The 18209-nt window shown below is 69.5% G+C and carries 17 protein-coding genes; 6 read left to right on the top strand and 11 right to left on the bottom strand.

The window, feature by feature from the left end:
* Both IJH84_RS07025 and IJH84_RS07020 read right to left on the bottom strand, forming a co-directional pair.
* Window positions 1-762 (bottom strand): class I SAM-dependent methyltransferase (locus IJH84_RS07025; RefSeq protein WP_295141713.1); only part of this gene is annotated, 762 nt, incomplete at its 3' end.
* A gap of 56 nt (window positions 763-818) precedes the next feature.
* Window positions 819-1613 (bottom strand): IclR family transcriptional regulator, encoded by a 795-nt coding sequence (locus tag IJH84_RS07020; protein WP_295141710.1) that lies wholly within the window; start codon window positions 1611-1613, stop codon window positions 819-821.
* 529 nt (window positions 1614-2142) lie between these two features.
* On the opposite strand from IJH84_RS07020, the gene IJH84_RS07015 reads away from it, so the two are divergent.
* On the top strand, window positions 2143-3468 hold the full coding sequence (locus IJH84_RS07015; RefSeq protein ID WP_295141707.1) for an MFS transporter: 1326 nt from the start codon (window positions 2143-2145) through the stop codon (window positions 3466-3468).
* Window positions 3469-3528: 60 nt separating this feature from the next.
* Here the strand turns inward: IJH84_RS07015 and IJH84_RS07010 are convergent, their stop codons facing one another.
* The 3 genes from IJH84_RS07010 to IJH84_RS07000 form a co-directional block, all read right to left on the bottom strand.
* On the bottom strand, window positions 3529-4920 hold the full coding sequence (locus IJH84_RS07010) for an LLM class flavin-dependent oxidoreductase (protein ID WP_295141704.1): 1392 nt from the start codon (window positions 4918-4920) through the stop codon (window positions 3529-3531).
* A 136-nt stretch (window positions 4921-5056) separates the two neighbouring features.
* The gene (locus IJH84_RS07005) at window positions 5057-5560 is read right to left on the bottom strand and encodes a flavin reductase family protein (RefSeq protein WP_295141702.1); all 504 of its coding nucleotides are present in this window, start codon (window positions 5558-5560) and stop codon (window positions 5057-5059) included.
* Between the two features lie 114 nt (window positions 5561-5674).
* The gene (locus IJH84_RS07000; RefSeq protein ID WP_295141700.1) at window positions 5675-6979 is read right to left on the bottom strand and encodes an NAD(P)/FAD-dependent oxidoreductase; all 1305 of its coding nucleotides are present in this window, start codon (window positions 6977-6979) and stop codon (window positions 5675-5677) included.
* A 409-nt stretch (window positions 6980-7388) separates the two neighbouring features.
* Between IJH84_RS07000 and ribA the strand changes: the two genes are divergently transcribed.
* Window positions 7389-8594, top strand: coding sequence for a GTP cyclohydrolase II (gene ribA, locus IJH84_RS06995; protein WP_295141697.1), 1206 nt, complete (start codon window positions 7389-7391; stop codon window positions 8592-8594).
* 45 nt (window positions 8595-8639) lie between these two features.
* Here ribA and IJH84_RS06990 read toward each other — a convergent pair whose 3' ends face one another.
* Window positions 8640-9008, bottom strand: a complete 369-nt coding sequence (locus tag IJH84_RS06990; RefSeq protein ID WP_295141695.1) for a helix-turn-helix domain-containing protein — start codon at window positions 9006-9008, stop codon at window positions 8640-8642.
* 723 nt (window positions 9009-9731) lie between these two features.
* Here IJH84_RS06990 and IJH84_RS06985 point away from each other — a divergent pair.
* From IJH84_RS06985 to IJH84_RS06975, 3 genes are all read left to right on the top strand, one after another.
* Complete coding sequence (locus tag IJH84_RS06985) at window positions 9732-10505, top strand: class II aldolase/adducin family protein (protein ID WP_295141692.1); 774 nt, start codon at window positions 9732-9734, stop codon at window positions 10503-10505.
* A gap of 47 nt (window positions 10506-10552) precedes the next feature.
* Window positions 10553-11911: an MFS transporter gene (locus IJH84_RS06980; RefSeq protein ID WP_200071684.1), complete on the top strand. Its 1359-nt coding sequence runs from the start codon at window positions 10553-10555 to the stop codon at window positions 11909-11911.
* Between the two features lie 185 nt (window positions 11912-12096).
* The gene (locus IJH84_RS06975; RefSeq protein ID WP_295141687.1) at window positions 12097-13113 is read left to right on the top strand and encodes a phenylacetaldoxime dehydratase family protein; all 1017 of its coding nucleotides are present in this window, start codon (window positions 12097-12099) and stop codon (window positions 13111-13113) included.
* Between the two features lie 46 nt (window positions 13114-13159).
* Here the strand turns inward: IJH84_RS06975 and IJH84_RS06970 are convergent, their stop codons facing one another.
* From IJH84_RS06970 to IJH84_RS06955, 4 genes are all read right to left on the bottom strand, one after another.
* The gene (locus IJH84_RS06970; protein ID WP_295141684.1) at window positions 13160-13588 is read right to left on the bottom strand and encodes a hypothetical protein; all 429 of its coding nucleotides are present in this window, start codon (window positions 13586-13588) and stop codon (window positions 13160-13162) included.
* A gap of 168 nt (window positions 13589-13756) precedes the next feature.
* Window positions 13757-15208: a helix-turn-helix domain-containing protein gene (locus tag IJH84_RS06965; protein ID WP_295141681.1), complete on the bottom strand. Its 1452-nt coding sequence runs from the start codon at window positions 15206-15208 to the stop codon at window positions 13757-13759.
* A 446-nt stretch (window positions 15209-15654) separates the two neighbouring features.
* Entirely contained in the window at window positions 15655-15939 is a 285-nt protein-coding gene (locus IJH84_RS06960; protein ID WP_200071680.1) for a DUF1540 domain-containing protein, read from the bottom strand.
* Window positions 15940-16114: 175 nt separating this feature from the next.
* Window positions 16115-16327, bottom strand: a complete 213-nt coding sequence (locus IJH84_RS06955; RefSeq protein ID WP_200071679.1) for a hypothetical protein — start codon at window positions 16325-16327, stop codon at window positions 16115-16117.
* A 199-nt stretch (window positions 16328-16526) separates the two neighbouring features.
* Between IJH84_RS06955 and IJH84_RS06950 the strand changes: the two genes are divergently transcribed.
* A complete protein-coding gene (locus IJH84_RS06950; protein WP_295141674.1) occupies window positions 16527-17216 on the top strand; it encodes a DUF1990 family protein in 690 nt (229 codons plus the stop codon).
* A 502-nt stretch (window positions 17217-17718) separates the two neighbouring features.
* On the opposite strand, the gene IJH84_RS06945 is transcribed toward IJH84_RS06950, so the two are convergent.
* A complete protein-coding gene (locus IJH84_RS06945; RefSeq protein WP_295141671.1) occupies window positions 17719-18057 on the bottom strand; it encodes a helix-turn-helix domain-containing protein in 339 nt (112 codons plus the stop codon).
* Between the last annotated feature and the right edge of the window lie 152 nt (window positions 18058-18209).

The following is an 18209-nucleotide window of genomic DNA, read 5'->3' as shown; positions in this document are numbered from 1 at the left end:
GGGATAGCGGAAGCGGGCGTCGTCGGCGACGAGCGCGGCGTAGCGCTGGAACGGGATCGTGTCGTGTTCGTGGACGAACTCGATCCGCAATCCCGCACCGGCGACGGCGCTGATGACGTCGCCGAGGGTGTGGTGCCACTCGGTGGCGGTGTTGTGCGTCGTTTCGGCCTCCCAGTCGGCGTACGAGCCGGGGGAGTCGTAGGTGCGCGCGCCGCGGGCGAAGTAGTCGCGCGTGGCGGTCGTACCGCGCTCGTCGTCGAGTACGTCGGTCAGCGGGTGGAACTCGGCGAGGTAGAGCCGCCCGCCCGGGCGCAGCAGGTCGGCCGCGGTGCGGGCCCAGCGCTCGATGTCGGGCAGCCACATCAGCGCACCGTTGCCGGTGTAGACGACGTCGAACGCGTTCATCCCCAACGCGTCGGCCGCGTCGTAGACGTCGGCGGCCACGAACCGGGCGCGTTGGCCGAGGCCGAGTTCGACCGCGAGACCGGTCGCGGTCTCGGTGGCCGGTGCGGAGAAGTCCACGCCGGCCACGCGAGCGCCGCGACGTGCCCAGGACAGCGTGTCCAGACCGATGTGGCACTGCAGGTGAACCAGGTCGAGACCGGTGACGTCGCCGAGTTCGTCGAGCTGGAACCGGTCGATGTCCTCGTCTCCGGCGCGGAACCCGTCGAGGTCGTAGAAGGAACTGGCGGCGTTGATCGGGACCCGCTCGTCCCAGTGCTGCCGGTTGGTCTCGACCTGGTCGGGTGTGCTGGCGCTCATGCGCGGACCGTACAACCGCGCCGGATCATGCCCGCAAGCGAATTCCGCGCCGGTGCTCAAGCGGTCGTCGAATCACGCCAGAACATCTGGGTGAGGCCGCTGACGGTGTTCTGCATCTGCTGCAGGGCCTCGGGGATGCGTGCGCGGCCGAAGCGGTTCCGCGGCCCGTTGAGGGTGAGGATCGCCAGCAGGGTGCCCGCGCTGTCCCGGATCGGGCTGGACACCGACAGGAGCTCGGGCTCGAGCTCGTTGTCGATGATGGCGAAGCCCTGCTCGTAGACCTGCTCGAGTTCCTTGAGCAGCGCTTCGCGGTCGGTGATGGTGTGCTCGGTGAACGCTTCGAGCTCGTCGGGGATGGTCCGGCGCAGCGTCTCGATCGGCTTCTCGGCCAGCAGTACTTTGCCGGTGGAGCTGGCGTGCATGGGGTAGTGCTGGCCGACCAGGTTGCGGGCCAGCACGCCGACGACGTGCGAGCCCGCGGCCTCGGCGACCAGGTCGAGCCCGTCCTGCGAGTTGGGGACCGACAGCGTCACGGACTCGTTGAAGTTGTCCGCCAGTTCCTGCAGCAGCGGCTGCGCGTGCGCGACGAGACCGGCGTACGGGTCGGCGCGGCGGCCGAGGCGGGCGAGTTCCCAGCCGAGGACGTAGTTGGTGTCCACGCGGTCGACGAGCCCGCCCTTTTCCAGGCTGTGGAGCAGCCGGAACGCGGTCGGCCTGCTCAGCCCCGCGGCTTTCGCGAGCGTGGTGGCGGTGGCGCCGGTGCGCGGTTGGGCGGCCAGTTCGCGGAGCAAGCTGACGGCCTTGGTCACCGACTTGTTGGCCATCTCGGTCGGCTCGGGCGCGTCGCCCATCGCGTTCCCGCCTCCTGCTGGTTCGGGCCGCAGCCCTGGACCTCCGGTGCGCAGAACAGTTTAACAGGGGCGTTCACAAAGTGGACGCGATGTCCCGCGTCGCCGGTCCGAGGCGGCCGCGAAGCGGTGTTCGGCCGAGGTAGGGGCGACGTCGGTTCGGCCGCGTGCACAGCTCGTGCACGAGCGGGCACAGCTCCGCTCGCGCGGTCCTGTCCAGCGGCGCTGGTTGTTCCGGAACCTCCACATGGCGGTTTAGTTAGTGAACGTTCTGTTTGGAAACGGGCCAAGCGTGCCGTGGCGATCGGCTCTAGTCAATGCATCGAAGCAGGTTTGAACGCTTGAGGTCGATACATGATCCCTGTCGCTTTCTCGGTCGATCTGTTCACATGATGAACTTTCACACCCGGTTGAGTTCCCGGCGCGGGGCGGTCGGCACCGTGTGACGGCACAGCACAAGCATCTCCCGCCCGGGACCGGTACAGGGGGCGCGGCCATCCCGCGGGCGTTTCACCAGGGAAGGAACCAGCTGGTGACCACAACCAACGCAGTCGCGGACACCGCGCGCAGCCAGCCGGACAGGAGACGGTTCCTGATCCGGCTGACCGTCGTCGTAGCGGGCGGCATGTTCATCGACGGCTACATCCTCGGCATCGTCGGCACCGTGATCAGCGCGATCACCACCGACCTGAACATGTCGGTGTACGGCGAGGGGCTGATCGGTGCGGCCGCGCTGATCGGCATCTTCGCGGGCGGTCCGCTGGGCGGCTGGCTCGCGGACAAGTTCGGCCGCAAACCGATGTTCACCCTCGACCTGGCCATGTTCGTGGCCTGCTCGGTGCTGCAGTTCTTCGTCGACTCGAGCTGGCAGCTGTTCGTGGTGCGGCTGCTGATGGGCGTCGCGATCGGCGCGGAGTACTCCATCGGCTGGCCGCTGATGGCCGAGTTCGCGCCCGCGCGGCTGCGCGGCCGGTGCCTGTCGTTCGCCGAAGTCGCCTGGTACGTCGGGTTCGTCGTGGCCTTCGTCGTGGGCTGGGTGCTCACGACCTCGTTCGGCGCCGACTGGCGGATCGTGCTCGGCACCAGCACGGTGCCCGCGGTGATCTTGCTCTTCGGCAGGCTGGGCCTGCCGGAGTCACCGCGCTGGCTGATGAACAAGGGACGCGTCGCCGAGGCCGAGCAGATCGCCGACACCTGGATCGAGGATCGCTCCGACATCACAACCGAGCAGCAGCGCCGCGGCACGTTCGGGATGCTGTTCTCGGCGCAGCACTGGCGCGCGACGGCGTTCATCTCGATCTTCTGGTTCTGCACCGTGACGCCGTACTTCGCCATCGCGACGTTCTCGGCCAGCGTGCTGGAGCAGTACGGTCTCGGCGAGGACGGCCTGGTCGGCGCCATCGGGGTCAACGGTGTCGCGCTGGCCGGTGTCGTCGTTTCGTGCCTGCTCATCGAGCGCATCGGGCGCCGCAAGCTGACGATCCCGCAGCAGTGGGTGTGCGCGGTCGTGCTGGTGGTCATCGCGCTGTGGGCGTCGGCGCCGCCGACGATCGTGCTGGGCTGCTTCTTGGTCTTCGCGTTCGCCAATGCGATGTGCACCGCGCTCACCGGCGTGTATCCGGGCGAAGTGCTCCCGACCGAAGTCCGCGGGATCGGAACCGGCTTCGCGACGGCGGTCAGCCGCGTCGGCGCGGCGATCGGCACGTTCCTGTTCCCGTGGTCCATGCAGGACCTCGGCGGCGCGGCGACGATGCTCATCGCCGCCGGGGTCTGCGTCGCGGGTGCGCTGGTCTCGCAGGTGCTGGCTCCGGAAACGACCGGGCGCACGCTGGGCGAGATCTCCACGGAACAGCAGTAGCCGCGGGAAGGTGGCGCCCGGTGCCGGGCGCCACCTTCCCGGAACGGTGAGCGCTCGCGATCAGTGCCCGGCGGCGACCGCGGGGCGGGGCGCGAGCTTGCTGCCTGGGTGGTCGTCGCGCAGCCGCACGGTTCCGGGGCCGTGCAGCTTTTCGCGCAGGGTCTTGCCCTCGTACTCGGTCCACATCGCCTCGCGGCGCTGCAGCTCGGGCACGACGAGCTCGGCGAAATCGGCGATGTCCTGGTACTTCACCGCGTGGCCGAGGTTGAAGCCGTCGATGCCGGTCTGCTCGACCCAGCTGATCAGCTCGTCGGCCACGGTCTGCGGGGAGCCGACGATGGTGGGCCCGCTGCCGCCGATGCCGATGACTTCGGCGATGTCGCGCGGGGTCCACTCCTTGTCCGGGTCCATCCGCGAGAACAGGTCGACCATGGTCTGCCCGGCGTCGGTCTTGACGTGCCGCAGCGGCACGTCCGGATCGAACCGGGACATGTCCAGCGCGGTCCAGCCGCTGTAGCGGGCCATCGCGCCGGAGTAGCTCACGAGCTTGCGGTACCGCTCGTACTTGGCGTGCGCCTGCTCGTCGGTCGGGGCGACGACGACGTTGAGCATCTGCAGCACCCGCAGCGATCCCGGATCCCGCCCGGCCTCGGCGGCCTGCGAGCGCAGCGCTTCGACCTGCCGCTCGAGCGCGGTCTTGGACAGCGCGTTGACGAACACGCCCTCGGCGTGCGCGGCGGCCAGCGCGCGGCCCTTCGACGATCCGCCCGCCTGGAAGATCACCGGGGTGCGCTGCGGCGAGGGTTCGCAGAGCGCGAAGCCGGGCACGTCGAAGTACTTGCCGTGGTGGTCGATGTCGTGCACGCGCTGCGGATCGGCCCACGTGCAGCGGTCCTTGTCGCGGACGACGGCGCCGTCCTCCCAGGAGTTCTCCCACAGCTTGTAGCAGACCTCGAGGTGCTCGGCGGCCACGTCGTAGCGCTCGTCGTGCGGGGTCAGCTGCCCGTTGCCGAGGTTGCGCGCGGCGCTACCGGCGTAGGAGGTCACCAGGTTCCAGCCGATGCGGCCGTCGGTGAGGTGGTCGAGGGTGCTGAACTTCCGGGCCAGCGCGTAGGGGTGCTCGTAGCTGGTGGACCCGGTCAGGCCGAACCCGAGGTGCTCGGTGGCCGCGGCCATCGCCGAGACGACCAGGGACGGGTCGTTGGCGGGCAGCTGCGCGCCGTCGGCGAGCGCGCCTGCCGGGCTGCCCTGGTAGACGTCGTGGTAGCCGAGGTTGTCGGCGAAGAACACCCCGTCGAACCGGGCCTGTTCCAGCAGCTCGGCGTATTTCGTCCAGTAGTGGACGTCGCCGTAGCGGTGGCCCTGGTCGTCGTCGTGCCGCCACAGCCCCGCGGAGAGGTGTGCCGGGCCCTGGAAGTCGAAGGCGAACAGCCGGATGCGGCGAGACGGCATCGTTTGCTCCTGTTTCCGAACGTGAAGGGAAAAGGTGGTCTAGTGCGGCGAGGCAGCCGCGCGCTGAGCGGCCGCGGCCCGAAGTCCACAGTGGATGGTGTGCCGATGTTCGCGGAGCCATCGGCGAGCGCAGTGATCAGACTCGGAGCTCGCGGTATCCGCCGAGCCGGCCGCGGTGGAACACCAGCGGCTCGCCGCCACCGGCGTCCAGGCGGCGCACTTCGGCGAGCACGATCACGTGGTCGCCGCCTTCCAGCTCCTGCACGGTCCTGCAGTCGATCCAGGCGTGCGCCCCGGCGATCAGCGGGTTGCCGTCGGCGGATCCGTGCCAGTCCACCGCGGCGAACTTGTCGCCCTGCTTGCTCGACATCGCCCCGCAGACGTCGTGCTGGCCGTCGGCGAGCACGCTGGCGCTGAAGTAGCCGGTCGCGCGGATCTTCGGCCAGCTGCTCGACGTGGTCGCGACGCTGAAGCTGACCAGCGGCGGATCCAGCGACAGCGATTGGAAGGTGCCGACCACGAGTCCGGCGGGACTTCCGGTGGCGGGTTCGCGTCCGGCCACGACGACGACGCCGGTGGGCAGATGTCCCATGACGTCCCGGAAATGACGTGGCTCGATCGTTGGAGACGGCAAGGTCATGAGCGTTCCTCCCAATCCAGGCTGCTGGAACCAGTGGTCGTTTCGGCATCTCCCGGTCGTTGCCAGGTCAACGGCGAAGCCGTTGCCCAGCGGGTGCGCACGCGGTCGGCGCCGCTACGCGAGTCCTCCGGAGAACTCCGCGTCGATTTCGCGGGCCACTCGGGTGCCGCTTTCGATGGCGCCGTCGATGAATCCGGCCCACACGTTCGCGACGTCGCTGCTCGCGAAGTGCAGGACGCCTTCGGCGCGCTGCTGCTCGGCGAAGTACCGGGTGAGCTGGCCGGGCTGCTGCATCAGCCAGGTCTCCCGGGAATGCGGGTCGGACATCCAGTCGTGTCCGGTGACTTCCAGGACTTCCAGGTCGTCGCGCCAGACGCGCAGCGCGGCGCGGACGGCGTCGATGTCGTGCGGGGAGATCCGGCCGGCGTCGGCGCCGAAGGACACCAGCACGGCGTCGTGCCCGCCGAGGAATTCGGTGCGCACGACCGAAAGCGGGTGCGCGGCCGATGAGTAGGCGAAGAACGGCTTGATCGGCCCGCGCACGCGGATCCAGACCTTCACCCCCTTCGACGCCGTGCCCTCGGTGGTTGCCGCGCGCTTCGCGCGGCTCAGCGCGGGCGAGACGTCGAGTTCGCCGAGGATGTTCTGCGGCAGCGTCAGCACCACCCGGCGCGCGTCGATTCGCTCTCCGGCGGCGGTGGTCAGCACGGCGCCGTGCGCGTCGTGCTCGATCCGGCGCACTTCGGTGGAAGTGCGGATGTCCGCGGTGGTGTCGGCGGCGATCGACTCGACCAGCCGGCGGGTACCGGCCGCGAGCCGGAACACCGCCGACGCCTCGTGCATCAGGTGCCAGGAACCGCCCGTCGCGGCGGTCCAGCGCAGTGCGCTGGTGAACGCCCCGTCTTGCAGCGGGGCGTTGAAGTGCCCCACCCAGGCGGCTTCGTTGGCGCGGTACTGCTCGACCGGCAAGTTCAGCTCGTCGAGCTTGTGCTGGACGCTGAAACCGTCGACGGAGTCCAATTCCCCCGCGGACAGCGGGGAATCCGGCCGCGGGATCCAGCGCATCGTCTGGTCCAGCAGCCCGCGCATCCCCGGGTCGATCAGCTCCATGAAGCCGTCCAGCGAGCCGGTGCGGACCTCGTCGCCCGCCAGCCAGTAGGCCTGTTCGGGACGCGGCCCGCGGGTGATCTCCAGGCCGTAGCGGGTGACCTCGGACCACGCGTGCGGCTGCACCCAGTGCAGCCAAGTGCCGCCGATCTCCAGATCGCGGCCTAGCCGGTGGTCGGTCCAGACGCGGCCGCCGAGGCGGTCGCGGGCTTCGAGCACGGTGACCCGCAGGCCTTTCCGGCCGAGTTCGCGGGCGGTGATCAGGCCGGCGATCCCGGCCCCGACCACTACGACGTCTGCTTGCTCGGTCACGTGAGAGCACTCCCTCGCAGTCGTATGGGGACCTGCTGATTGCGGACCGGCTGGGACTTGCTGCTGGCGCCGAGCTCGTCCGGTCGGTCCGGTGATCCGCACGAAGCGGGTGCACGAGCGATGGCGGCGCACGATCAGGATGACTCGACAACGAACAGTTCGTTCAATATACGAACACTATGGCCGATATTGTGGGCACACCCGTCGACGCCGTCAAGGGGCTCGGCGGGTGGCTTTTCGTAGGGACGATGGGGAAATCCTTGACGGTGCCCAGCACCAGTGCCACTATCCGTGAACGGTACGTTCATTAAGTGAACGTCTTGCTCGGTATGTCGTCCGACGGTTCAGCGCGCACTCGTGCCCGACGGCGTGCGCGCACCGAGAGATAAGCGCGTGCAGGAGAAGATCGATGCCCAGCTCGAGCATTGCCGAAGCCCTCGCCGCCCTCGCGGCAGGCGGAAAGGTCCTGGTCGTCGACGACGAGGACCGGGAGAACGAAGGCGACCTGATCATGGCCGCCGAGCACGCGAGCACCGCCGAGGTCGCCTTCTTCCTGGAGCACACCTCGGGATTCCTGTGCGTGGCCCTCGACGAGCGGCGGGCCGCCGAGCTCGAACTGGACCTCATGGTCCCGGCGGGCGACGAAAGCCACGGCACCGCGTTCCTCGTCAGCGTCGACTACCGGCACGGCACGAGCACGGGCATCAGCGCGGGCGACCGCTCGGCGACCATCCGCGCGCTCGCCGACCCCCGGCTCGCGCCTGCCGAGCTGGCTCGGCCCGGTCATGTCCTGCCATTGCGCGCCAAGCCCGGCGGGGTGCTGGAGCGGGCCGGGCACACCGAGGCCGGAGTCGACCTGTGCCGCGCGGCGGGGCTCAGCGGCGCGGCGCTGCTGTGCGAGATCGTCACGCCCGACCGCGAGCGGATGATGCGCCGTCCGGAGCTGGACGGGCTCGCCGCCGAGCACGACATCCCGATGATCTCGATCGCCGCGTTGGTCGATTGGATGCGCGACGGGCGAGGTGTCCGCCGCACCGGTCAGGCTTCGATTCCCACCGATATCGGGGAATTCCGCGCGATCACCTTCCGGGAGACCGGCGGGGTGGAGCACCTCGCGCTGGCGATGGGCGAGGTCGGCGGCGAGGACGTGCTCGTGCGGCTGCACAGCGAATGCCTCACCGGCGACCTGCTCGGCTCGCTGCGGTGCGACTGCGGCGCGCAGCTGCGCATGGCGATGGAGTCGATCGCAGCCGCCGGGCGCGGCATCGTCGTGTACTTGCGGGGGCACGAAGGCCGGGGGATCGGCCTCGGGCACAAGCTGCGCGCCTACGAACTCCAGCAGTACCAAGGCATGGACACGCTGGAGGCGAACCGGGCGCTCGGGCTGCCGGTCGACAGCCGCGACTACGTCCCGGCGGCCCGCCTGCTCGCCGAACTCGGCGTCGGATCGGTGCGGCTGCTGACCAACAACCCGGACAAGTGCCGCGCGCTCCTGGAATGCGGCATCGACGTGCGCGAACGGATCCCGGTCGAGGTGGCGCCGAACGAGCACAACACCCGCTACCTCGCCGCCAAACGCGACCGGATGGGCCATTTGCTCCAGCAGCTCGCCTGAGCCTCCCGCCGGGAGCCGTCGGCTTTGCTGGCCGGACTGAGCGGATCAGCGATCGGCCGCTGCCGCGTGCAGCTCGAGTTCGAGCACGAGCCGCTGCGCCGGGTCGCCCAGGTCGAGCGCGAAGAGTTCCTGCGCGCGGCGGAGCCGCTGGCGCAGCGTGTTCTGGTGGATGTGCAGGTCCGCGCTGGCGGCGCCGACATCGCCGAAGCGCCGCAGGTAGCAGCGCAGGGTGGCGGCGAACGCGGTGGAATGATCGCGGTCGTGGCCGGTGATGCGCTCGCCGTCCCCGCTGCGCAACAGCGGCTCGGCGCGGACGGAATCGACGAGTCGCTTGTGGACGAGTTCCACGCGCAGCTCGTCGGTCGTGTAGTGCCGCGGTGCCGCTCCGGAATCGCGAAGGTGCCCGAGAGCCACACTTCGCCGGAGAGGTGGTCGGGCAGCGCTTCCTGCGGCACCTGCCTGCGGTCCGGCAGGTTGGAGTAGGCGACGATCGTCTGACCGGTGTCCATGATCGCGATCGCGCCACTGGTCGCGGCGGCCGCCGAATTCGCCAGCACGAACAGATCACCGCCTGCCGCGGCGCGGCATCGTCGCCCGGGTGCGTTGCGAGCAGGGTGGACATCAGCCGTTGGACACTGCTCCACGGCACGCGGTCGTCGATCGACACGACCGTGACGCCAGCGCGCCGTGCCCGGCCGAGGAAGTCGGCAGGTGCTCGCTCCCGGGCCTTGATCACGAGGACGCCCCGGGAATCGCTCGCGATGCGAACGGCGGAATCGCTCTCCGCGGCATCGCCGGTGTTCAAGCCGACGCCGAGCAGCAGGTGCCCCGGTCCGCCCGCTTCTCCCGGGTGCCGGTCGAGCAGTTCGACCCCGCGCACCGCCACGGTGTCGTCGCCGCTGACCGAAACTTGGACCACGTCGTGACGCAGTGCGCTGACCAGGTCGGAAAGCGGCAGTACCGGGCTCATCGTCGCGCACGTCCTCGGGCGTTCGACCTGGCAATGTCGATCCCGACGTTATCCGAACATCGATGATGTCCGGATCTACGTTGTTCCTGCGCGCACCGCCGGGCATGTTGGTTCCTCGGAAAACGCGGGTGATCCGCGGACGACTCCCGGTCTCGAAGGAGGCGGCGATGACCGCTGTGCATCCCGGAACGATGGCGACCGAGCAGATGAGCGAGGCGGAGTGGCAGGCCCGGGTCGAGCTCGCCGCCTGCTACCGGATCTTCGACCACCTGGGCTGGGTGGAGATGATCTTCAACCACATCACCGCGCGAGTTCCCGGCGAGCCGGGACACCTGCTGATCAACCCGTTCGGGCTGATGTACCACGAGGTGACCGCTTCGAACCTCGTCAAGATCGACCTGGACGGCAACGTCCTGTCCGATTCGGAGTGGCCGATCAACGAGGCCGGGCTGCTGATCCACTCCGTCATCCACGCCAACCGCCCGGACGCGCACTGCATCATGCACACCCACACCACCGCGGGCACCGGCGTGGCATGTCAGCGCGATGGCCTGGACCCGGACAACTTCTACTCCGCGCAGCTGCGCGACATGGTGGCTCACCACGACTTCGAGGGCATCACGGTGGCCCCGGAGAAGAAGCCGCGGCTGGTCGCCGATCTCGGCGAGCGGAGCCTGATGATCTTGCGGAACCACGGGCTGCTCGCGCTCGGGCCGACCGTCCCGGCCGCCTTCGCGGCGTTGTGGACCCTGCAGCGCGGATGCGAGATCCAGCTCGCCGCGCAATCGGGCGGCCGTGCGCTGACCCCGGTCACCGAGGAGGCCGCGATCAGGTCGACGCGGGAGTCCTTCCAGCTGGGCGACCGCACCGAATCGGGGCAGAGCCTGTTCGACGCACTGCGGCGCAAGATCGACCGGATCGACCCCGGCTACGCCTGCTGACACCGCCGCTTCGCCGGTTCAACGACGACCTGACGATCGGATCCACCATGCCCGAGACCACCGCCACCAGTCGCGCGGAGCACCGCAGAATCGCCATCGCCGCCGCAGCCGGGACCACCATCGAATGGTACGACTTCTTCATCTACGCCCTTTGCGCCGGTCTCGTCTTCAACACCCAGTACTTCGCGGAACTCGGCGGGGACGCGCTGCTCGTGTCTTTCGCGACCATCGGGATCAGTTTCGTGTTCCGGCCGTTGGGAGCCGCCGCGGCCGGGCATCTCGGTGACCGGATCGGCAGGCGCGGGACGCTCATCTTCACGCTGCTGCTGATGGGCGGCTCCACCACGCTGATCGGCGCAATCCCGCCCAGCAGTTCCATCGGTGTCGCCGCTCCGATTCTGCTGGTGCTGCTGCGCATTCTGCAGGGCGTTTCCGCGGGAGGCGAATGGGGCGGAGCGGCATTGCTGGCCGTCGAGCACGCGCCGCGGAATCGGCGCGGGCTGTTCGGCGCTTACCCGCAGCTCGGTGCGCCCGCGGGGCTGCTGCTGTCCAACGGCGTGCTCGCCGCGGTCAGCGCCGCGACCTCGCAACAGCAATTCCTCGCCTGGGGATGGCGGATCCCGTTCCTGCTCAGCGTCGTGCTGATCGCGGTCGGCTGGTTGATCAGGGTGAAAGTCGCCGAAAGTCCCGTGTTCCGGCAGCTCCAGGACTCCGGCGGCCGGTCGCGCAGTCCGCTGGTGGCGGTCGTCCGGCGCAACTTCCCGATGCTCGTCGCGGGAGCACTGCTGTTCGCCGCGAACAACGCCGCCGGGTACATGACGACCGGGGGATACGTGCAGAGCTACGCGGTCAACACGCTGCGCCTGCCGCAGTCGGCCGTGCTCCTGGCGGTCATGGCCGGCGCTGTCGTGTGGCTGGTGACCACCTTGCTCGCGGGATGGCTTTCGGATCGACTCGGCAGGCTGGCGGTGTACCGGATCGGGTTCGGCATCCAATTGGTGTGGATGTTCCCGTTCTTCGCCCTGCTCGATTCCGGGAACATCGCGCTGCTGTTCCTCGCGCTCGTGCTCTACAGCGTCGGCCTCGGGCTCACCTATGGCCCGCAGGCGGCGCTCAACTCCGAAATGTTCCCCGCCTCCGTCCGCTACAGCGGTATCGCGCTCACTTACGCGACCGGTGCAGTGCTCGGCGGTGCATTCGCGCCCATGATCGCGCAAGCGCTGCAGTCCAGCACCGGTACGGTGCATTCCGTCGGTGCCTACCTCGCCGCTGTCACAGTGGTCGGTCTCGTCGTGGCTTGCGTTCTGAAAGACCGCTCCGGCATCCCCCTCACCCAAGAACGGCACGACACCGGATCGCACTCCGCGCACCCGGGCGGTGCTCGCGGCGGTGACCGAGCTCCGTGACGGTCCTGTGTGGACGGTTCGCGCCGTGCGCCGGTAGCCCATGGGCGGGCCCGGCGCATCGGCGGCGACACGGCCGAACGGGTTCCGCTCGCGACGTGATCTTGGCCCCGGTCCGGAGATCGTTCATAGTGGCGGAGCAGCCGCAGTCGCGCCGAATTCGTCGCCGGTGAACGGAGCGTGCCGCCATGGAATCCGCGATCCCCCCGCACTTGGCGGACGAACGGACGCGGCCGGAGCGCAAGTCGGGCGCGTTCCGACCGCCGTATCCCTCGTTCTCGGCACGGTTCGACCCGTCGGTGCAGCAGGTCGTCATGGCGTACTTCGGGGTGCAGCACTCCGGAGCGAAACCGCCTGCGGTGGCCGAGTCCGCGCTGGCGCGGCTGGCAGGCACGGCCGCTTCGGCGCATCGCGAGCGGGCCCGGTACGTCGATGCGGCCGGCTACCGCACCACGGTGGAGATCCGGTATTGGACCGACCCGGCGGAGTACTCCGCATGGCTGGCGGACAACGACTTCTGGACCGCGGGACCGGCGAGCGAGCAGGCCGGGTTCTTCCTGGAAGTCGTGCAACCGAGCGTGCGGCGGTTCGAGACGCTGTTCTCCAATGATCGCCCGGAAGGCATCGCCGTCGCTGGTGCCGGGCTCAGCGGCGAGATCCGGGAGCACGGGTACTGGGGCGGTGCGCGCGACCGGATGCCGCTGGCGCAGGCGGATCCGCTCGCGCCTTCCGGGACGGTCTCGGCCCGGCGCGACGGCGACCGCGTCACGGTGGTGCCGAACAGCAACGTGTGCCTGATCCGCTCGGGCCAGGAGTGGACCGAGACCGACGGCGACGAACGCCGGATGTACCTCGAGGAGGTCGAACCCGCGCTCCGGGCGGGCATGGACTTCCTCCGCGACGAGGGCCTGGCGATCGGCTGCTACGCGAACCGGTACGCGCGGGTGCTGGCCGAGGACGGCAGCGAGACGGACAAGAGCTTCGGCCTGAGCTGGTGGCGCAGCCTCGGACACCTCGAAACCTGGGCCGAATCCCACCCGACGCACCTGGCCATCTTCCGGGCGGCGCTGAAGTACCTGGCCGCGATGGGGCAGGCGGCGAGATTGCGGCTGTACCACGAGGTCACGGTCGCGGAGCCGTCCTGGACGCGGTTCGAATACGTGGGCTGCCACTCCAGGACGGGATTGTTGCGGGCTGAGTCGTGACCGCGAGCGTCGCCGTCGCGACGGGCGCGCGACCCGAGCGGGAACGTCAGTCTGCGACCGCGCTCAGGCTCTGCCCGTTGCTGCAGAAGTCCAGCCCCCAGCGCTGCTCGCAGACGTACATCGTGCCGATGTCGTGGCCGGCCTCGCCGCTGCGGGTCGTGTAGTAGGTGCACCCGTCTCCCGGGCCGGTCCGGTCGTAGTAGTGGTAGCCGTTCTCCGCGGCACCGCTGAAGTGCACGTAAACGGCATGGCCGTCGTCCTCCCGATCGCAGACCCGGAAGTGGTCGTGCTCGCGGTCGGAGAACTGCGCGAAATCCGCGCCCTGTTCCTTCTTGTAGTAGTAGTCGTGCCGGTCAGCCCGCTCGGCCGTGTCCTCGGTCGTGAGCTCGAACGTCGGACCCGCGGAACCGACGAGCGCCGCGCCGAGAACGATCATCGCCGCGGCTCCGCTGACCAGCGAACTCCGCTTGATCATTGTGTTTTCGCCCCAGTCGAAATGAGCTCCCCGCAGTGTCGAGCGCAAGCGGGAATCGTCGATTCGCCGCCCGCTCGAACTCGGCTTGCGGGGCAAAACGTTAGTGGCGCCGCTCGGCCCGGCCAATGTGCACGCCGATCGATTTCGCGGCCCGATCGTGCAAGGTGCTCAGCGGGCTCGGGCGGCGGTGATGTCCAACGCGTGGACGACGTCGTGGATGCCCGTTCCGATGGTCAGCAGGTCCAGGCCCAACGCGGTTTCGGCGGCGAGCAGGTGCGCGCGAACCGTGTTGCGGCTGATGTTCAACCGGCGGGCGGCCTGCTGGGCGTCGGCGTTGGCGTCGATCCAGCCTTGCAGCGTGCGGCGGTGCCGGGCTTGCAGCGGACGGAGCAGCGATTCGGCCCAGGCGAAGGCAGCTTCGACGCGCATCAGCTCGTCGAGTGCCTGCGGTCGGTCGTCCACGTCGACGTCGACGCTGGAACCGCTCAGGGCCAGCGCCAGGTTGACGGTGGCTCGGGCGCGGACGTCGTCGAGATCCAGTCCCAGCGCCCGTTCCACGCGCCCCAGGTGCGCGGCGACGGTGTTGCGGCTGAGCCCGAGCAACCGCGCTACACCGGATCGGGGCAGGGTCATCAGCAGCCGGGTGATGTCCGCGCTGGTCTTCGGAACCGAGTCCAGCGGCTGCAGCAGCGTGCGGGCCCAGTTGAGCGCGGCCCGCTGCGGAAGGACGCCTTCCAGCCGAGATCGCCCGTGGTGGGAGGCCACGCGCTCGGTGGTGGCGCGCGCGGCGGCCAACGCGTGGACGGCCTGGCCGTAGGCCGCGGCCGTCGCGCTGAGCGGCTGAACGGCGCTGATGCCCAGCGCATAACCGGGATTGTCGCGGACCAGGCTGCGCAACAGCTCTGCCGTTTCCTCGCCGCGGGGATCGCGCTGCGCTTCGCTCTCGGCGACCAGGCAGATCAAGTGCTCATCGATGACCGGGCACTGCACCATCAGATCGCTGCCGTGGAAACCGGCGGGATCCTGGTGGAGCGCCGAGATCCGGTCCCGGTCGGCTTGCGGGCAACGCAACAAGTAGATGCGCAGGCCGCCCGCTTCGAGCAGCGGTGGAACGGCACCGCTGTTCATCCGGCGGGCCAGCACCGGCTCTCCCGCCAGCAGCGCGTGCAGCACGCCCAACCGCACCTGACGTGCCTTGTCCTGGTAGCCCCGGTGGGCCAGGTCGCCGTCTTCGGCGCGGCGCAGCAAGGTGAGGACGCTGCCGACGTGCGAGGTCAGCGAGATCGTCTCCGGCGTGGGCTTGGAAACCCCGGCCACCACGAGAACCGGGCGCGGCTCGGACGACCCGAGCGCTTCGCAATGCACGTGCAGCCGTTCGGCCTCGGTCGCGGCCGAGGCCAGCTGTCCACCGGCCATGCGCGCGAGCAGCGGAGCGAGCGGGGACAACACCTCGTGCGGGAAGCCGGTGGTGGACGACCGGACCGTGGTCGCGTCCTGGACCAGTGCGACCTGGGCACTCGTCTGCCTGCGCAGCCAGTCGAGAACCTTGCCCACGGTGTCCTCGAATCTCGCCTGCCGCCGCACCTCGCGGAGCAACCCGGCCAAGTCCGCATCCGCCACGGCCGTGCACCTCCCCGTGCCGATCGTTCTCCGCGTTCAGAGCTGGTCGGCCGCGCCGCAGCCCTGCCCGCGAGCGTCCGGCGGCGCCGCCGATCGCGGGCACAATAGCCAAGTTTTGCGGGCGCAGGCGCCGGTATCGGGCTCGATTCGCACGCGAGTTGGCTGCATCACGGCTTTTGGAGCAGTAGTGGGAGTGGCGGCACCGCAGAGTTCACCGCCGTTCGTGGGAGGGCGCCGCGAATTCGGCGGAACACCGGGAATTGCACCGGTGCTTTCATGAAACATCGCGGGTGGCCGTCGGCCCGGATACGGCTGACCGGCGGCCTTCCCGCGATGCTGCTCGCGCCCTCAGCGAGCGTTTCGCCTTTCGGCGTGGTCGATCCCGGGGCGCGGTGCGTTGTTCTTGTCGTGCGAGTGCGATCTCGGCGCGGCCGGGACCGCGGCAGTCACGCCGGCTGGTACGTCAGGCAGTCGACGATGTCCCGCTGCAGACCGACCGTGATGCCGGGTGCTTGGCATTCCAGGTCGACGTTGTGCTCGCAGTTGGACATCGTGCACGCGCCGACACGGCCGGTGGCGGACGGATCGCCGCCGCGCTCGGCCGCGGTGGTGAAGGTGTCGCACCGGGCGTCGGACTGCTGTCCCACGGTGATGGCCAGCGCGTGGCAGGTGTGGTTGTTGTTGTAGGCGCACTTCTCGGCGGTGCATTCGGTGACGGCGGGCATTTGCATGGGTTCCTCCTCGTGGTGGGATCCGCTCACTGTGCACCTGAGCGGGCGCAGCTGCGACATCAACTTCGCCCGTGACAAATGACGGCCGGGTGCGCAGCGTGGGCGCGCACCCGCCCGGTGTCGATCCACAGTGGATGGCGAGTGTCCGGATAGCAGGACCCTTGTCGGGCAGTGCTTATTCGTGCTGCCCCACGGAATCGCCGATCAGCCAGAACATCGGCGGCCACAGGCCCACGAACAGCGCGCGGCGCTCCGCGTTGCCGCGCGCGCTCTGATCCACCGTCTTGGCCCGGATCCACAGCCCGATGCACAGCGCTATCGAACCCATCGACAGCAGGTGGAAATGATCGCTGCGAAGCCCCGAGCGGTGCAGCAGCTTCACCATCATGGCGCCTCCGCGGTGTTTCTCGCCGTCACTGCGGGTACGTCGAAAAGCGTAGTGGCACTCCGCTCGAAGCACAGGGGCTCGAAGCACAGGGGCCGAAGCACAGGGGTCCGAACTGCAGGGGCCGAAGCGCAGGGTTCCGGTGCCCCGGGTTCCGGTGCACAGGGAAGTGGGTCCAGCGTTGATGCGTTCGGGAACCTTGGTGGCGCGGTGGTTGCTCGGCACCGCGCTGGTGTCGTGGCGCTACCTGTGGCAGATCACGCCGCTGCACCGCAGCGAGTGCCTGGGCCGGGTGCCGGACGACACGCCCCCGCCGCTGCCTGCGGAGTTGCACGACGACCGCCTGCAGACCGCCGACGAGGGAGTGGGGTCGTTCTACCACCGCCGGTTCCGCGTGGAAATCCTCGACGCCGTGCTCGGACCCGGTGCGCTGATGCGGCGGGTGGCGGGCGAGTTCCAGCGGTTCGTGCCGTCCGAGGTGGTCGGTGTGCGCATCGGCGAGCAGGTCAGCGGCCCGCTCAAGGCCGGTGACGAACTGGTCGTGGAAATGCCGGGGCCGTGGGACGGCCCGGTCCGCGTGGTTCATGCCGCGGACACGTGCCTGCGGCTGGCGACGCTGCGGGGGCACTTGGAGGCGGGCCAGGTCGAGTTCCACGCCGCGCGCGACGGCGACGTGCTCACCTTCGAGGTCCAAGCGTGGGCGCGCCCGAGCACGCGGCTGGTGCGGTGGCTCTACAGCAGCGTCCGGTTGGCCAAGGAAGCGCAGCTCAACATGTGGGTGCGCTGTTGCCGGGCCGCGGCGCGGGAAGCCGGTGGGCACCCGAGCAACGGAGTGGTGATCGAAACCCGGCAACTGCCCGAGGACGTCCGCGTCCAGCCGGACACCGCGTGAACTCGTTCGCCGACCCGCAGCAGGAACGTTCGCGGAAATTCCGGCCGTGCGAGCCGGAACGTCCGCCACGCCGTGGCCCTTGCCGCGGGCCGGCGGGGTTCAGCAACCGAGCACGAACGGATCGCGAGCGGCCGATTCGTCGGTGTTGATCCACCCGTCTTGAGCCGGGTGCACTCGCGGACCGCTTCGGTGCGGGGACGCTGTGCTTGAACCCGGCACGCGGCGGCTTCGGGGACATCGCGCGGAAGGTGTTCACCGTCCCGATGTCCAAAGTGGACGACAGCCGGTGCGCGCGGGCGAGGTCGCGGGTCCGGCCCCGGGCCGCCAGGCCGTAGGGGAGTCGTTGGCGAGTTTGACGGCAGTACCTGTGGACCCGTTCCGCGGCGAGAACCGCCGAGCGCCCGCTCAGCCGGAAGTAGTCAGTGGCGCGCGGGTCCGGCGGCGTTCGCCGCTGCACCCGCGCTCCCATGTGGACAGTGCGCTGCGCCGCTCCGCGGCGGGCTCACCGCTTCGGGGGCGCGGCGTCGAGCACGGCGCTGAGCAGTCCGGGGAAGCGTTCGTCGAGTTCCCGCTCGCGCAGCCGGCTGGGGCGCGCGGTGCCCGCCAGCCGGGTCGAGACGATGCCGCTCTCGCGCAGGATGTGCATGTGGTGCGAGACGGTGGAGACCTTGATCGGCACGTCCAGCGCCGAGCAGGTGGATTCCCCCGCGGTTCGCAGGCTGCGCACGATCTGCAGGCGCGCCGACTCGGCCAGCGCCTGCAGCACGACCCCGACGTCCAACTGCGCGAGGTCCGGCTGCGGCAGCCAGACTTCCTCGGATTCCGCCCTTGCGATGTCCATTGCCTCTTACGATACCCGTCGAAGCAGTATTACGATGAGCTTCGTAATAGCCGACGTTCTTCGGAAGAGGGGAAGGATGACCCAGAGCGTTGCGGAAGCAGGCACGCGCTGGCGCGCCCACGCGCTGGTCCTGGCGTTCGGCACGTTCGCGG

Source organism: Saccharopolyspora sp. (genome assembly GCF_017434145.1).
In the GTDB taxonomy this organism is placed as follows: domain Bacteria; phylum Actinomycetota; class Actinomycetes; order Mycobacteriales; family Pseudonocardiaceae; genus Saccharopolyspora_C; species Saccharopolyspora_C galaxeae.
This window is presented reverse-complemented; position numbering and strand designations above follow the sequence as displayed.

Coding starts and splice junctions, on each gene's coding strand:
- IJH84_RS07020 (WP_295141710.1), bottom strand. CDS start 1,613: ATGGGCGACGCGCCCGAGCCGACCGAGATGGCCAACAAGTCGGTGACC.
- IJH84_RS07010 (WP_295141704.1), bottom strand. CDS start 4,920: ATGCCGTCTCGCCGCATCCGGCTGTTCGCCTTCGACTTCCAGGGCCCG.
- IJH84_RS07005 (WP_295141702.1), bottom strand. CDS start 5,560: ATGACCTTGCCGTCTCCAACGATCGAGCCACGTCATTTCCGGGACGTC.
- ribA (WP_295141697.1), top strand. CDS start 7,389: ATGCCCAGCTCGAGCATTGCCGAAGCCCTCGCCGCCCTCGCGGCAGGC.
- IJH84_RS06985 (WP_295141692.1), top strand. CDS start 9,732: ATGACCGCTGTGCATCCCGGAACGATGGCGACCGAGCAGATGAGCGAG.
- IJH84_RS06980 (WP_200071684.1), top strand. CDS start 10,553: ATGCCCGAGACCACCGCCACCAGTCGCGCGGAGCACCGCAGAATCGCC.
- IJH84_RS06975 (WP_295141687.1), top strand. CDS start 12,097: ATGGAATCCGCGATCCCCCCGCACTTGGCGGACGAACGGACGCGGCCG.
- IJH84_RS06970 (WP_295141684.1), bottom strand. CDS start 13,588: ATGATCAAGCGGAGTTCGCTGGTCAGCGGAGCCGCGGCGATGATCGTT.
- IJH84_RS06960 (WP_200071680.1), bottom strand. CDS start 15,939: ATGCAAATGCCCGCCGTCACCGAATGCACCGCCGAGAAGTGCGCCTAC.
- IJH84_RS06955 (WP_200071679.1), bottom strand. CDS start 16,327: ATGATGGTGAAGCTGCTGCACCGCTCGGGGCTTCGCAGCGATCATTTC.
- IJH84_RS06945 (WP_295141671.1), bottom strand. CDS start 18,057: ATGGACATCGCAAGGGCGGAATCCGAGGAAGTCTGGCTGCCGCAGCCG.